This window comes from Cupriavidus sp. WGlv3 (genome assembly GCF_023952475.1).
Taxonomy (GTDB): domain Bacteria; phylum Pseudomonadota; class Gammaproteobacteria; order Burkholderiales; family Burkholderiaceae; genus Cupriavidus; species Cupriavidus phytorum.
This window is the reverse complement of the sequence record NZ_JALHRX010000001.1, coordinates 587,017-600,160: the sequence shown is the minus strand read 5'-3', so window position 1 is coordinate 600,160 and position 13,144 is coordinate 587,017. Positions and strand designations below refer to the sequence as shown.

The 13,144-nt window shown below is 65.7% G+C and carries 14 protein-coding genes; 9 read left to right on the top strand and 5 right to left on the bottom strand.

Translation table 11 applies throughout. The annotated features are described in order from the left end of the window. Positions 1-29: 29 nt before the first annotated feature. The 9 genes from MKD38_RS02835 to groL all read left to right on the top strand — a co-directional run bounded on the left by MKD38_RS02835 (position 30) and on the right by groL (position 7,326). Positions 30-917: a branched-chain amino acid ABC transporter permease gene (locus tag MKD38_RS02835; RefSeq protein WP_252674551.1), complete on the top strand. Its 888-nt coding sequence runs from the start codon at positions 30-32 to the stop codon at positions 915-917. 2 nt (positions 918-919) lie between these two features. Then, the gene (locus tag MKD38_RS02830) at positions 920-1,909 is read left to right on the top strand and encodes a branched-chain amino acid ABC transporter permease (protein ID WP_252674550.1); all 990 of its coding nucleotides are present in this window, start codon (positions 920-922) and stop codon (positions 1,907-1,909) included. Then, a complete protein-coding gene (locus MKD38_RS02825) occupies positions 1,906-2,712 on the top strand; it encodes an ABC transporter ATP-binding protein (RefSeq protein ID WP_252674549.1) in 807 nt (268 codons plus the stop codon). The genes MKD38_RS02830 and MKD38_RS02825 overlap by 4 nt, the downstream gene beginning before the upstream one ends. A gap of 2 nt (positions 2,713-2,714) precedes the next feature. After that, positions 2,715-3,434: an ABC transporter ATP-binding protein gene (locus tag MKD38_RS02820; RefSeq protein ID WP_252674548.1), complete on the top strand. Its 720-nt coding sequence runs from the start codon at positions 2,715-2,717 to the stop codon at positions 3,432-3,434. A 43-nt stretch (positions 3,435-3,477) separates the two neighbouring features. After that, positions 3,478-3,882, top strand: coding sequence for a nuclear transport factor 2 family protein (locus tag MKD38_RS02815; protein ID WP_252674547.1), 405 nt, complete (start codon positions 3,478-3,480; stop codon positions 3,880-3,882). Between the two features lie 11 nt (positions 3,883-3,893). Further along, positions 3,894-4,199, top strand: a complete 306-nt coding sequence (locus MKD38_RS02810; protein WP_111518769.1) for a YciI family protein — start codon at positions 3,894-3,896, stop codon at positions 4,197-4,199. Between the two features lie 104 nt (positions 4,200-4,303). Then, positions 4,304-4,930 (top strand): isochorismate family cysteine hydrolase YcaC, encoded by a 627-nt coding sequence (gene ycaC, locus MKD38_RS02805; protein ID WP_115706148.1) that lies wholly within the window; start codon positions 4,304-4,306, stop codon positions 4,928-4,930. A 414-nt stretch (positions 4,931-5,344) separates the two neighbouring features. Continuing rightward, the gene (gene groES, locus MKD38_RS02800) at positions 5,345-5,635 is read left to right on the top strand and encodes a co-chaperone GroES (protein ID WP_008644494.1); all 291 of its coding nucleotides are present in this window, start codon (positions 5,345-5,347) and stop codon (positions 5,633-5,635) included. 47 nt (positions 5,636-5,682) lie between these two features. Beyond that, a complete protein-coding gene (gene groL, locus MKD38_RS02795; protein ID WP_211956260.1) occupies positions 5,683-7,326 on the top strand; it encodes a chaperonin GroEL in 1,644 nt (547 codons plus the stop codon). 117 nt (positions 7,327-7,443) lie between these two features. Here the strand turns inward: groL and MKD38_RS02790 are convergent, their stop codons facing one another. The 5 genes from MKD38_RS02790 to MKD38_RS02770 all read right to left on the bottom strand — a co-directional run bounded on the left by MKD38_RS02790 (position 7,444) and on the right by MKD38_RS02770 (position 13,123). Then, positions 7,444-8,217, bottom strand: a complete 774-nt coding sequence (locus MKD38_RS02790; RefSeq protein ID WP_252674546.1) for a metallophosphoesterase — start codon at positions 8,215-8,217, stop codon at positions 7,444-7,446. 211 nt (positions 8,218-8,428) lie between these two features. Beyond that, positions 8,429-9,403 carry a type II secretion system F family protein gene (locus MKD38_RS02785; RefSeq protein ID WP_252674545.1) on the bottom strand — a complete coding sequence of 325 codons (975 nt, stop codon included), beginning with the start codon at positions 9,401-9,403 and terminating at the stop codon, positions 8,429-8,431. 75 nt (positions 9,404-9,478) lie between these two features. Further along, a complete protein-coding gene (locus MKD38_RS02780; RefSeq protein ID WP_252674544.1) occupies positions 9,479-10,456 on the bottom strand; it encodes a type II secretion system F family protein in 978 nt (325 codons plus the stop codon). Positions 10,457-10,501: 45 nt separating this feature from the next. After that, positions 10,502-11,872 (bottom strand): TadA family conjugal transfer-associated ATPase, encoded by a 1,371-nt coding sequence (locus MKD38_RS02775; protein ID WP_252674543.1) that lies wholly within the window; start codon positions 11,870-11,872, stop codon positions 10,502-10,504. A gap of 57 nt (positions 11,873-11,929) precedes the next feature. Then, positions 11,930-13,123 (bottom strand): CpaE/TadZ family protein, encoded by a 1,194-nt coding sequence (locus tag MKD38_RS02770; RefSeq protein WP_252674542.1) that lies wholly within the window; start codon positions 13,121-13,123, stop codon positions 11,930-11,932. Positions 13,124-13,144: the final 21 nt, after the last annotated feature.

Sequence of the window (13,144 nt, the reverse complement as noted above, 5' to 3'; positions counted from 1 at the left end):
GGCAAAACGCATCGGCAAAAGGATCGGCAATGTCTGACACCCTAGTTATCCAGGCGGTCCTGTCCGGGATCACCAACGGCTTCGTCTACGCGCTGATCGGCGTGGGCATATCGATCATCTTCAAGGGCACGCGCATCGTCAATGCGATGCAGGGAGAGTTTGCGGTGATTGGCGCGCTGGTTGCGGTATTCGCGCTCAAGACGCTGGGCTTGCCTTATCCGGTGGCGATTGCCGGCGGCATTGCCGCCGGCACCGCCAGCGGCCTGGCCATCGACACGTTGTTCGTGCGCCCGATGATGCGCCGCGGCGCCTGCGAGGAGAGCTTCCTGCTGCTGACCATCGGCCTGGCGTTCGCGCTGTCGGCCGCGGCGCTGTACTTCGGCGGGCGCGATTCGCACCTGCTGCCGGCCATCGGCGGCGAGGGCGTGGTTGAGCTGCTGGGCGCGACCGCGCCGGTGCATGCCCTGGCGCTAGTGGGCATTGCGGTGCTGCTGGTGGCGGCGTTGCGGCTGTTCTACACGAAGACCCTGGTGGGCCTGGCCATGACGGCGGCGTCGCTGGACCCCGACGGGGCGACCACCACCGGCATCAACGTGCGCCGCATGCGCACGCTGACGTTCCTGCTTGGCGGCGGCTTCGGCGCGGTAGCGGGGGTGCTGGTGACACCGCTGCTGTCGATGAACTACCAGATGGGTATCGGCCTGACGCTGAAGGGCTTTGCCGCGGCCATCCTCGGCGGGCTGGGCAATCCGCTGGGCGCGGTGGTGGGCGGGTTGCTGCTGGGCCTGACCGAATCGCTGGCGGTGGTGGGGTTTCCGTCGGGTTATCGCGACGTGGTCGCGCTGTCGATCCTGGTCGTCATCATGATTCTGCTCCCCAACGGCGTGCTGGGCCGCGCGGGGCGCAAGGGAGGATAAGCATGAATGCATCATCCAACGCCACGCGCTGGCTGGTGGTGGCCGCGGTGGTAGTGTGGGCGCTGGGCGGGCAACTGCTGTCGCGCCACCACATCGACCTGCTCAACTTCGCCGCCATCCTGGCCGTGGGCGGCCTGGGCGTCGGCCTGCTGCTGGGGCAGTGCGGCATCGTCAACCTGGCGCAGGCCTCGTTCTACGGCATCGGCGCCTATGCCTCGGCCTACAGCACCACGGTGCTCGGATGGCCGGCGCCGGCCGGTGCCGCGGCAGGCCTGCTGGCCAGCGCGGCGCTGGCGGCGGCGATCGGCCTGCCGGTGCTGCGCCTGGGCGGCTTCTTCCTGGCGCTGGCGACGCTGGCGGTCGGCAGCATCGCCAATGTGCTGTTCTTCGAATGGGACTGGCTGACCGGCGGCACGCTGGGCATCGGTGGCATCCCCAAGCTGTCGCTGTTCGGCTTCCTGCTGGATACGCCGGAGCGCTACTACTACTTTGCCTGGCCGCTGGTGGCGCTGCTGCTCTGGCTGGTGGACAACCTGGTCAAGGGCCGCCCCGGCCTGGCCATGCGGGCCATGCGCGACGCGGCCCCGGCAGCGCAGGTGCTCGGCATCGACATGCACCGGCTGAAGACCGCGATGTTCGTGCTGTCGGCCATGCTCGGCTCGCTGGCGGGAAGCCTGTTTGCGCACTACGTGTCGTTCGTCAGCGTGCAGAGCTTTACGGTGGAGCGCTCGATCGTATTCCTGCTGGTGCCGGTGGTGGCAGGCGCGCGCTCCACCTGCGGCGTGGTGATCGGCGCATTGTTTGTGTCGCTGGTGCCGGAGCTGCTGAGCGGATTGGGGGATTTCCACCAGGTGTTGTTTGGCGCGGTGCTGGTGCTGGTGGTCACGTTGATGCCTGGCGGGATCATGGGTGGACTCGCGGGCATGGTTGGCCGCATGCATCGCCGCACCTTCGGCCGCACGCAGAACCCCGCATTGAAGGAGGTCCGATGAAATCCGCTATCGCTGAATTCGGCACCAGTGCCGCGGGCGCGGCAGGCGCACAGGCCCTGCTGCGGGTCGAAGCGGTCGCGCACAGCTTTGGCGGCCTTGACGTGCTACGCAATGTTGGGTTCGATGTGCCGGCCGGCGGCATCGTCGGCCTGATCGGCCCCAACGGCAGTGGCAAGACCACCTGCTTCAACATCATCTCCGGCTTTCTGCGGCCCAGGGGCGGCAAGGTGCTGCTGGCGGGGCGCGACATCACCGCCGACAGCGTGCAGCAGCGCAGCCGCGCCGGGCTGGTGCGCACGTTCCAGACGCCGCAGGTGTTCGAGCACATGACGGTGCTGGAAAACCTGATGGCCGGCTGCCACAAGGCCACGCGCTCGGGCGTGGTGCATGCGATGCTGCGTTCGCCGCTGTCGCGCCGCGAGCTGCAGTCGATGCACGAAGCCGCGCTGGCATGCGCACGGAAGTTCGGTCTGGAAGGCCTGCTGCAGCACCGCGCCGGCGCGCTGCCCGCGGGCCAGCGGCGCATCGTGGAACTGGCGCGCGCCTGCATCGGCGAACCCAGCCTGCTGTTGCTCGATGAACCGTCCTCGGGACTGAACAGCGAGGAAATCGAATTGCTGCGCGCATGGATCCTGCGCCTGAACGGCGAAGGCATGACCATCCTGCTGGTGTCGCACGACATGGGGCTGATGACGATCTGCGGCAGCGCCCACGTGCTGTATTACGGGGAAATCATCGCGAGCGGCACGCTGCAAGCCGTGCAGGCGGATCCGCGCGTGCGCGAAGCCTATATGGGAGTCTGACCATGCTGAAAGTGAAAGGCCTGCACGCCGGCTACAGCCCGGTGCCAGTGCTGCATGACATCAACATCGAGGTCGGGCCGGGCGAGGCGGTGGCCGTGGTAGGTGCCAATGGCGCGGGCAAGACGGCGCTGGTGCGCACGCTGTCCGGGCTGGTGCGGCCGATAGCGGGCAGCATCGTCAAGGATGGGGTGGAAATCGGCCACGTGCCGGGGCATCGCCGCTTCGAGCATGGCATTGCCGTCGTGCTGGAGAACCGCAACCTGTTCGGCGAGCTGTCGGTGCGCGACAACCTGCGGCTTGCCGAGCAAGCCGGCAGGCGCGCGCGTGGCGGCGCGATGCGCTTCACGCACGACGAAGTCTGCGAACTGTTCCCGCTGCTGCGCGAGCGCGGCAGCGGCCAGGTTGGCCTGCTCTCGGGCGGGCAGCAGCAGATGGTGGCGATCGCCCGCGCGCTGCTGCTGCAGCCCGACCTGCTGATCATGGACGAGCTGACCACGGGCCTGGCGCCGCGCATTGTCAAGGAAATCCTGGCCGTGCTCAACCGGCTGCGCGAGCGCGGGCTGAGCATCGTGCTGGTGGAACAGAGCGTGGCGATTGCCGCGGAGATGACCGACCGCGCCTACGTGCTTTCGGTGGGACGGGTCATCCACGAAGTGCGGCGCGGAGAGTGGCAGGCGCTGCTGAGCGACAAGACGCTGGTGAAGGCGTATCTGCATGGCTGAAGACAGCGACATGGGCAAACCGGACACGAAGACCGGAGGATATATGGAAGATCTCGCTGCGCTCAGGCAGGCAGATGCTGCGCGATACCGCGCGATGCTCGCCGGCGATATCGCGGGGCTGGAAGACCTGCTGGCGGATGAACTCAGCTACACGCACTCGTCGGCGTTGCGCGAAGACAAGCAGGCATACCTGGCATCGCTGCGCAGCGGGCGGGTGCGCTACCTGCGGGCCTCGGTACAGGAGGTGGGGCAGGAAATCTACAACGACATCGCGGTGATGCAGGGCAAGGCCCTGCTGGTTGCCGTGGTCGACGGCGTGGAGCGCACGCTCGACAACCGCTTCCTCAGCGTGTGGAAGCGGCGGGAGCGCGCGTGGCAGATGCTGGCGTGGGCCTCGACGCCGATCCCCGCGCCGGCTGCTGCGGCGCCAGGCCCGGCATTTCAATAGGTATATGGGATATGGACTTCATCATTCATTGCCTTGACCACGCCGATGCCTTGCAGCGCCGGCTCGACAGCTACGACGCACATCGCGCCTACCTGGCAACCGCGGAGGTCCGGTGCGTGATGTGCGGGCCGTTGATGTCCGACGACGGCGCGCGCATGATCGGCAGCCTGTTCCTCGTGCGTGCGCAGGACAAACAGCAGGTCATCGACTTCAACCGGGCCGATCCCTTCCAGCAGGCGGGCGTGTGGAAAGAGATCCACATTCATCCGTTCCTGCTGCGGGTGGACAACCATCCAGGCGCACAGCGCCCGCTTTAGTTCACCGGGAGTGAGCAGGCAGCCGTGCATGGATTGCAGCGCCATGCAGAAGATTTCACCACGCGTGTCCAACCGAACCGGACGCGCATTCACAGGAGCGGAAGATGAGCAAGACCTACAAGCGTTTGGACAAGAGCCAGGCAGCGGTACTGATGGTGGATCATCAGGCCGGCCTGCTGTCGCTGGTGCGCGACATCGAGCCGGACAAGTTCAAGAACAACGTTCTCGCCATGGCGGATCTGGCCAAGTATTTCAAGCTGCCGACGATCCTGACCACCAGCTTCGAGGACGGACCCAACGGGCCGCTGGTGCCGGAGCTCAAGGCGATGTTCCCCGATGCGCCGTTTATTCCGCGTCCCGGGCAAATCAATGCGTGGGACAACGAGGACTTCGTCAAGGCGGTGAAGGCAACCGGCAAGAAGCAGTTGCTGATCGCCGGGGTGGTGACTGAAGTCTGCGTGGCATTTCCGGCCTTGTCAGCGATCGAAGAAGGCTACGATGTGTTCGTGGTGACCGATGCATCCGGGACGTTCAATGAGGTGACGCGCGAATCGGCGTGGCACCGCATGGCCGAGGCCGGCGCCCAACTGATGACGTGGTTCGGCGTTGCCTGCGAGCTTCATCGCGACTGGCGCAACGACATCGAGGGGCTGGGGACCTTGTTCTCCAACCATATTCCCGACTATCGGAACCTGATTACGGCGTACACCACCGTGAAGGGCGGCAAATAGCATCACGCCCGCCATCTGCAAAAAAACGCCAAATGCAGCGCCGGGCAAGCCGGCGAGCTGCGGCGCGGCGCCCCCCGGCACCACGCTGGCCGAAGGCCAGGCAGCAAGGCATTATTCTGCAGGCAATGCGGCGCGAGTCGGATTCGTGCCGCATCGTCGACGTTATCGCGATGATCGACCGCATCGCTTCCGGCGCCATCCTCGGCGCCGGATCTCAATGTGCGCTGCGCCCGTCCCCGGGAAAACCCGTATCCAGCGCCTGTCTTGAAATGCCCCTACCCCGTCCCTATAATTAGCACTCGTCAGGGGTGAGTGCTAACAGCCCTCCTGCGACACCTGAACATTTCTGACGGCCGTCGCCTCGGTAGCCGGCCGATTTGTGATCAAAAACTCACTTTGTATCTAGGAGTCCGTATGAATCTGCGTCCTCTGCACGACCGCGTGATCGTGAAGCGTCTGGACAACGAAACCAAGACCGCGTCCGGTATCGTGATTCCCGACAACGCTGCCGAGAAGCCCGATCAAGGCGAAGTGCTGGCAATCGGCCCCGGCAAGAAGGATGACAAGGGCAACAACATCGCCCTGGACGTCAAGGTCGGCGATCGCGTGCTGTTCGGCAAGTATGCCGGCCAGGGCGTGAAGGTGGATGGCCAGGAACTGCTGGTCATGCGCGAAGAAGACATCATGGCCGTGGTCAACAAGTAATCCGTTACTTGTAGCCCCACCCGTACAGATTTCAGGAGATTCAGAACATGGCAGCAAAAGACGTAGTGTTCGGCGACGCCGCCCGTGCCAAGATGGTCGAAGGCGTGAACATCCTCGCCAACGCAGTCAAGGTGACCCTGGGCCCGAAGGGCCGCAACGTGGTGCTGGAGCGCAGCTTCGGCGGCCCGACCGTGACCAAGGACGGCGTGTCCGTGGCCAAGGAAATCGAGCTGAAGGACAAGCTGCAGAACATGGGCGCCCAGATGGTCAAGGAAGTGGCTTCCAAGACCAGCGACAACGCCGGTGACGGTACCACCACCGCTACCGTGCTGGCCCAGTCGATCGTGCGCGAAGGCATGAAGTTCGTTGCCGCCGGCATGAACCCGATGGACCTGAAGCGCGGCATCGACAAGGCTGTCGCCGCCGCCGTGGAAGAGCTGAAGAAGGTCAGCAAGCCCACCACCACCAGCAAGGAAATCGCCCAGGTTGGCGCGATCTCGGCCAACAGCGACACCTCGATCGGTGAGCGCATCGCCGAAGCCATGGACAAGGTCGGCAAGGAAGGCGTGATCACCGTCGAAGACGGCAAGTCGCTGGCCGACGAGCTGGAAGTCGTGGAAGGCATGCAGTTCGACCGCGGCTACCTGTCGCCGTACTTCATCAACAACCCCGAAAAGCAGGTTGTCCAGCTGGACAGCCCGTTCGTGCTGCTGTTCGACAAGAAGGTCTCGAACATCCGCGACCTGCTGCCGGTGCTGGAGCAAGTGGCCAAGGCCGGCCGCCCGCTGCTGATCATCGCTGAAGACGTCGAGGGCGAAGCCCTGGCGACCCTGGTGGTCAACAACATCCGTGGCATCCTGAAGACCGCCGCCGTCAAGGCCCCGGGCTTCGGCGACCGCCGCAAGGCCATGCTGGAAGACATCGCCATCCTGACCGGCGGCACCGTCATCGCTGAAGAAATCGGCCTGACGCTGGAAAAGGCCACCCTGAACGACCTGGGCCAGGCCAAGCGCATCGAGATCGGCAAGGAAAACACCATCATCATCGACGGTGCCGGCGACGCTGGTGCGATCGAAGGCCGCGTGAAGCAGATCCGTGCCCAGATCGAAGAAGCGACCTCGGACTACGACCGTGAAAAGCTGCAAGAGCGCGTGGCCAAGCTGGCCGGCGGTGTTGCCGTGATCAAGGTTGGCGCTGCCACCGAAGTCGAAATGAAGGAAAAGAAGGCCCGCGTGGAAGACGCCCTGCACGCCACCCGCGCTGCGGTGGAAGAAGGCATCGTCCCCGGCGGCGGTGTGGCCCTGCTGCGTGCCCGCGCTGCGATCTCGGCCCTGACCGGTGAAAACCCGGACCAGAACGCCGGTATCAAGATCGTGCTGCGCGCCATGGAAGAGCCGCTGCGCCAGATCGTGCTGAACGCCGGTGAAGAAGCTTCGGTGGTCGTTGCCAAGGTGATCGAAGGCAAGGGCAACTACGGCTACAACGCGGCTTCGGGCGAGTACGGCGACCTGGTCGAAATGGGCGTGCTGGACCCGACCAAGGTTACCCGCACCGCACTGCAGAACGCCGCTTCGGTGGCTTCGCTGATGCTGACCACCGACTGCGCCGTGGCCGAAACGCCGAAGGAAGAGTCGGCTCCGGCAATGCCGGGCGGCATGGGCGGCATGGGCGGCATGGAAGGCATGATGTAATCCATTCCCAGCCCACTGCCCGTCAGGGCAGGCTGCGATGAAAAAACCCCCGCGGGCGCGAGTCCGCGGGGGTTTTTGTTTGGATGGCCGGCGCGGTGGTGCGCGGGCCCGGTCGCGTCAGACCTCGACCACGCAGCACCAGTCAAAGGCTTTGTTCTCCACCTCGCCGGTACGGCGGCTGACATAGCCGCGCGGGTTGCACACCACGCGCGAGTTGTCGACGCAGTAGTCGAAGCTGGTGTGGGTATGGCCGTGGATCCACAGGTCTGCCTGCGCCACCAGGTCGGGCCGGCGGGACAGGAAGCCGCCGGAGACCAGGTCGTGGGAGAAGCGCGGATCCAGGCTGCCGAGGTCCGGGCCGTGGTGCGTGACCACGACGGTCTTGCCGGCGTAGGGCAGCGCCAGTTGCGCCTGAAGCCAATCGGAGGCGGCGCGGTGGCGTGCCAGTGCGTCCTGCGGCGTGAACTGGCGCATGTGGCCGTCGTCGCCGCGGATCTCGATCAGCCGGTGGTCGTACATAGCCTTGGCGCATGCCTGCATCGCCTCGTCGCGCCGGTCGGTGCCGAACAGCGTGTAGTCGGTCCACCACGTCGTGCCGATGACGCGCACGCCGTCGAATTCCGCCACCTCGCCATTGAGCAGGCGCACCCGCGGATGCGCTGCCGCGGCCTCGGCCATGTGCTGGTCGACGGTGTCGAAATTGCTCTCGTAGTACTCGTGGTTGCCCGGCACGTAGACCACGGGCTGGCTGAACGTGCCGATGGCCCAGTCGATGCCGTCGCGGCCGTTGGCGATGTCGCCGGCCAGGATCACGAGGTCGGCGTCGCATGCGGGTACGGACTGCGGCAGGTTGTGTTCGATGTGGAGGTCGCTCAGGATGCGTAGCTTCATCGGGACTCCAGGCGGGTAGGGCGCGCGCTGCGTGGCCTCGGCGCCGGCAGGGGATTGCCTGCATTCTTCAGAAGCCAGCCCGTCCGGTCAAGCCCCGGTATTGGCCCGGCAAAGCAAAAAAGCCCGGAACCTGGGTTCCGGGCAAGTGACTGTCTTGCCGGCATTGCACCGGGAGACAGCCGGGGGAAACGATCGCGGTTTCCCGGAGGCGCTATCCGGCCTGTCCCGCCATGGTCGGCAGCAGCACGCGATAGATCTGGATAAACGCCGGCCCCAGCAACACCAGCAGCAAGGACGGGAAGATGGTGAAGATCAGCGGGAACAGCAGCTTCAGCGCGATCTTGGCGGCCTGCTCCTCGGCACGCATGCGGCGCTTGGTGCGCAGCATGTCGGACAGCACGCGCAGCGACTCGCCCAGGCTGGTGCCGAAGCGGTCGGCCTGGACCAGCATCGACGCAAACTTGTCGACGTCTTCGACGCCGGTGCGCAGCGACAGGTTGGTCAGCGCCTTTTCCTTCGAGAAGCCCGAGCGCAGTTCCAGCAGCATCAGCTGCAGCTCATCGGCCAGCACCGGGCAGCGCAGCGCCAGCTCGTCCGCCACGCGCATCAGCGCCGCGTCCAGGCCGAGGCCGGCTTCGACGCAGACGGTCAGCAGGTCGATCACGTCGGGGAATTCTTCGAAGACGGTGCGCTGGCGTTGGGAGACCTTGCGGGCGAGGACTACGTTGGGGAGGTAGTAGCCGATGGCGCCGAGCACTGCCAGCAGCGCGAACATGAGCTGCTGGCTTTGCTGTCCGGGCTGGCTGCTGACCGCCAGCAGTCCCAGCATGGGCAGGCCGACGGCCAATACCGTCTTGGCGCCGAAGTACAGCGGCGCGGCGCTGGCATTGCGCCAGCCGGCATTCATGAAGCGCACGCGCAGCTGCGAATTCTCCCAGCCTTCCTTGGGCAGCGACAGCCGCGAAACTGGCTGCGCCCACTTCACCAGCCTTTCGATCAGCGCCTGCTGCCGCCCCTGGTCGGGCTGGAACGACCCCGCCTGGCCCGCGATCTGTTCGGCCCGGCCGCGCAGCCGATGGGGCGATAACACATGGAGCACGCCGAACACCGTGCCGAACGCGGCCACGAAGATCAGCGCGAGCACGATCATCTGGTCGCCCTGGAACCCCTGGAAAATCTCTTGCATGATGGACTCCCGTCAGTATGGCTGTCCAAGCCCTGCTTCTTCTGGCACTGCCCCGAGGCAACCGCCGCCGACGCCTCAGACCCGGATCCGGATGATCTTGCGCATCCACAGCACGCCGAAGCTCATCGACACCAACGCTCCGCCGATCATGCGCAAGCCCAGCGGGTCTTCCCACAGCACATTCATGAAGCCCGGATTGACTACCAGGATCAGGCCGGCGGTGCAGAACGGCAGCAGCCCGAGCACCCATGCCGACATCTTGCCTTCGGCCGACAGCACGCGGATCTTGTCGAATAGCTTCAGGCGTTCGCGCACCATGGTGCCGATGGTGTCGAGGATCTCGGCAAGGTTGCCGCCGCTTTCGCGCTGGATCAGCACCGCGATGACAAAGTAGCGCAGGTCGGCCACCGGCACGCGTATGGCCAGGTTGGTCATGGCTTCGTCCAGCGCCACGCCATAGTTGATCTCTTCGAAGGTGGTGCGGAACTCCGGCCCGATCGGCGCCTTCATTTCCTGCCCGACCATGCTGAGCGCCCCGCTGAACGAATGGCCGGCGCGCAGGGCGCGGCTGATCATGTCGACCGCGTCGGGCAGTTGGGCCTCGAGTTGCTTGAGCCGTTTGCCGCGCAGGCGTATCACGTGCAGCACCGGCAGCATGGCGGCCAGCACCGCGCCGAGCATCACCAGGGAAGCCGGTACCGGCAACAGCGGAATCAGTGCGACCGTGCACAGCACCACCATCGCGCAGTACCCGAACAACTGTGCCACCGACCAGCTGCTGCCGGACTGTTCGAGCCAGCGATCGAGCGCGCCGATGCGCGGCACCCGCATCAGCCACTGCTGCATGCGCGGCGAGTCGGCCAGCATGCGCTTCTTCAGGATCGAGAGCCGCTCGGCACCAACGTGTCCGCCGGCCGACAGTGCCCGCAGCCGCGCTTCGATACGCTTGGCCGCGGGTCCGTGGGCATTGTTCCACCACAGATAGATGCCCTCGACGCAGAGCACCACGGCAACGAACAGCAGGATGCCGAAGGCGTAGAAGATCGTACTCATGTGTAGCTCCCCCGGATGGATCGTATTGGTATGTGCCCTGGCCGGTCAGACTTCGTAGCGCTTGGCGGGGTCGTAGGTATCGTCAGGCAGTCCCACGCCGAACACGCGCAGCCGCTCGGCAAACTTGGGATAGACCCCGGTGGCGCGGAAGTTGCCGCGCACGGTGCCGTCCTTGTCCACCCCGGTGCGCTGGAACGTGAAGATCTCCTGCATGTTGATGATGTCGCCCTCCATGCCGGTGATCTCCTGGATGCTGATGATCTTGCGGCGGCCGTCGGTCATGCGCGCGGCCTGCACGATCACCGTGATGGCCGAGGCGATCTGCTGCCGCATGGCCTTGGCCGGCATGGTCAGGCCCGCCATGCTGACCATGTTTTCCAGCCGCGTCAGCGCATCGCGCGGAGTGTTGGCGTGGATGGTGGTGAGCGAGCCTTCATGGCCGGTGTTCATCGCGTTGAGCATGTCCAGCGCCTCGCCGCCGCGCACTTCGCCCAGGATGATGCGGTCCGGACGCATGCGCAGTGCGTTGCGCACCAGCGCGCGCTGCGTGATCTCGCCCTTGCCTTCGATATTGGGCGGGCGCGTTTCCAGGCGCAGCACATGGGGCTGGCGCAGCTGCAGTTCCGCGGCGTCTTCGATCGTGACCACGCGCTCGTCTTCCGGGATAAAACCGGACAGGATATTCAGCAGCGTGGTCTTGCCGCTGCCGGTGCCGCCCGACACCAGCACGTTGACCTTGGCCTGCGACAGCGCCTGCAGCAGCTGCGCCATCGGCGGGGTCAGGCTGCGCAGGTTGACCAGGTCGGCGACTTGCAGCGGATTCACGGCAAAGCGGCGGATCGACAGCAACGGCCCGTCGATGGCCGAGGGCGGAATGATGGCGTTGACGCGCGAGCCGTCGGGCAGGCGCGCGTCGACCATCGGGCTGGTTTCGTCGATGCGGCGCCCGACGCGCGACACGATCTTCTCGATCACCTTCATCAGGTGCGCGTCGTCGTAGAACACGACGTCGGTCAGCTCCAGCTTGCCGCGTCGTTCGACATAGGTCTGGCGCGCGGTGTTGACCAGGATGTCGGACACCGTCGGGTCCTTCAGCAGCGGCTCGAGCGGGCCGAAGCCGAACATCTCGTCATGGATCTCGACGGCCAACTGGCGGCGCTCGTTGTCGTTGAGCAGCACCTTCTGCTCGTCGACGATCAGGTTGACCAGCGAAGTGATCTCCTGCCGCACCTGTTCCTGCGGATAGCGTGCCAGGCGCTCCAGCTCGACGCGGTCGAGCACGGTTTCGTGCACCTCGCGCTTGAGCTGGTGGTAGCCGCCCGAGACAGAGGCGGCAGAGGTCGCAAACTGGATCGCGGCGTGGCCATTGGCAGTGAAGGCAGGCCCGGCATTGGCCAGTTGTTCTCGGATCGACATGATGGACTCCTCGTTGGCGGTGCGGTTGACCGTGGCCGGTCGGCTGCAATCGATGAATCAGGTGCTCTTCGCGCGCAACATCAGCCGGCGCAGCGGCGATGCGGTTTCGGTGCGGCTGCGCCGCTCGGCCTCGGCCGGCGTGCAGAGCTGCGTGGCCATCGCCTGCAGCGCGCGCGTCATGGCGCTGCGCCGGCTCAGCTTGGCCACGGGCTCGCCATGGCTGATGGCCTCGTCCACCGCAGCCGGGTCGTCGGGCAGGATAAAGGCGGCTTTGACGCCGAAGATCTCTTCCATGGTGGCGCGCGGCATCTCGTGCTTGCGGCCGGTGCGGTTCAGCACCAGGCGGACCTTGTCGGCGGGGTAGTGCAGGGCGCTCAGGATATCGAGCAGCCTGCGGCCCGGACGGCCGAAGGAGATCGCGGGCTCGGCCACCACGCAGATGCGGTCGCTGTGGTCGAGCACGCCGATCGACAGCGGGTCGATGCTCTGGCCCAGGTCGAAGATCACGAAGTCGTAGGCCGGCTGCACCACCGAGAGGATCCACTCCAGCTTGTCCTTCTGGATCTGGCTGGCCTTGACCGGGTCGGACGCGCCCGCCAGCATGTCGAAGCCGTTGTCCACATGCACCAGGCAGGCCTCGAGGAAGGCGCTGTCCATGCGGTCGATCTGGCTGCAGATCTCGGGCAGCGTGGAGGGCGGGATCTTGTCGCTGACGATATAGGTCAGGTCACCGAAGTGCCGGTTCAGGTCGACCACCAGCACGCGCTTGCCCAGGTGCCGTGCCAGCGCGTCGCCCAGGTTGGCCGCGATGAAGCTGGTGCCCGCGCCACCCTTGCACGAGATCACGGAAATCACCTGCCCGTTGTCCTGGGCGCGTGGCACGTGGGCGGCCTCCACGCGCCTGAGCGCCTCGGCCAGTTGCGCCTTGTCCAGTGGCCACGGCAGTACGTCGCGGATACCGGCGCGCATCGCCTTGATCAGCACCTCCGAGCTGGGCGCCGGCGTGACCAGGATGCATGGCAGCTCGGGATGCTGCTGGCGCAGCAGCTCGACCGCCTGCATCTGCTGCGCGCTGATGACCGGCAATTCAAGGACCAGCAGGTCCGCCATGCGCAGCCGGCTGGCATGCAGAGGGAGACGTGGCAGGCCATCCTGCAGCGTCATGGCCTGGAAATTGCCCACCGTGGCGCTGATTCGGTGGATCTCGGCCAACCGGTCGGCATCTTCGGAAACAATCAGAATTCTGAGCATGGTGTGCTCCTGGTTCATGCG

Excerpts from the sequence above, each read along its gene's own strand:
- MKD38_RS02835 (WP_252674551.1), top strand. The coding sequence starts at position 30 with ATGTCTGACACCCTAGTTATCCAGGCGGTCCTGTCCGGGATCACCAAC.
- MKD38_RS02830 (WP_252674550.1), top strand. The coding sequence starts at position 920 with ATGAATGCATCATCCAACGCCACGCGCTGGCTGGTGGTGGCCGCGGTG.
- MKD38_RS02825 (WP_252674549.1), top strand. The coding sequence starts at position 1,906 with ATGAAATCCGCTATCGCTGAATTCGGCACCAGTGCCGCGGGCGCGGCA.
- MKD38_RS02820 (WP_252674548.1), top strand. The coding sequence starts at position 2,715 with ATGCTGAAAGTGAAAGGCCTGCACGCCGGCTACAGCCCGGTGCCAGTG.
- MKD38_RS02815 (WP_252674547.1), top strand. The coding sequence starts at position 3,478 with ATGGAAGATCTCGCTGCGCTCAGGCAGGCAGATGCTGCGCGATACCGC.
- MKD38_RS02810 (WP_111518769.1), top strand. The coding sequence starts at position 3,894 with ATGGACTTCATCATTCATTGCCTTGACCACGCCGATGCCTTGCAGCGC.
- ycaC (WP_115706148.1), top strand. The coding sequence starts at position 4,304 with ATGAGCAAGACCTACAAGCGTTTGGACAAGAGCCAGGCAGCGGTACTG.
- groES (WP_008644494.1), top strand. The coding sequence starts at position 5,345 with ATGAATCTGCGTCCTCTGCACGACCGCGTGATCGTGAAGCGTCTGGAC.
- groL (WP_211956260.1), top strand. The coding sequence starts at position 5,683 with ATGGCAGCAAAAGACGTAGTGTTCGGCGACGCCGCCCGTGCCAAGATG.
- MKD38_RS02790 (WP_252674546.1), bottom strand. The coding sequence starts at position 8,217 with ATGAAGCTACGCATCCTGAGCGACCTCCACATCGAACACAACCTGCCG.
- MKD38_RS02785 (WP_252674545.1), bottom strand. The coding sequence starts at position 9,403 with ATGCAAGAGATTTTCCAGGGGTTCCAGGGCGACCAGATGATCGTGCTC.
- MKD38_RS02780 (WP_252674544.1), bottom strand. The coding sequence starts at position 10,456 with ATGAGTACGATCTTCTACGCCTTCGGCATCCTGCTGTTCGTTGCCGTG.
- MKD38_RS02775 (WP_252674543.1), bottom strand. The coding sequence starts at position 11,872 with ATGTCGATCCGAGAACAACTGGCCAATGCCGGGCCTGCCTTCACTGCC.
- MKD38_RS02770 (WP_252674542.1), bottom strand. The coding sequence starts at position 13,123 with ATGCTCAGAATTCTGATTGTTTCCGAAGATGCCGACCGGTTGGCCGAG.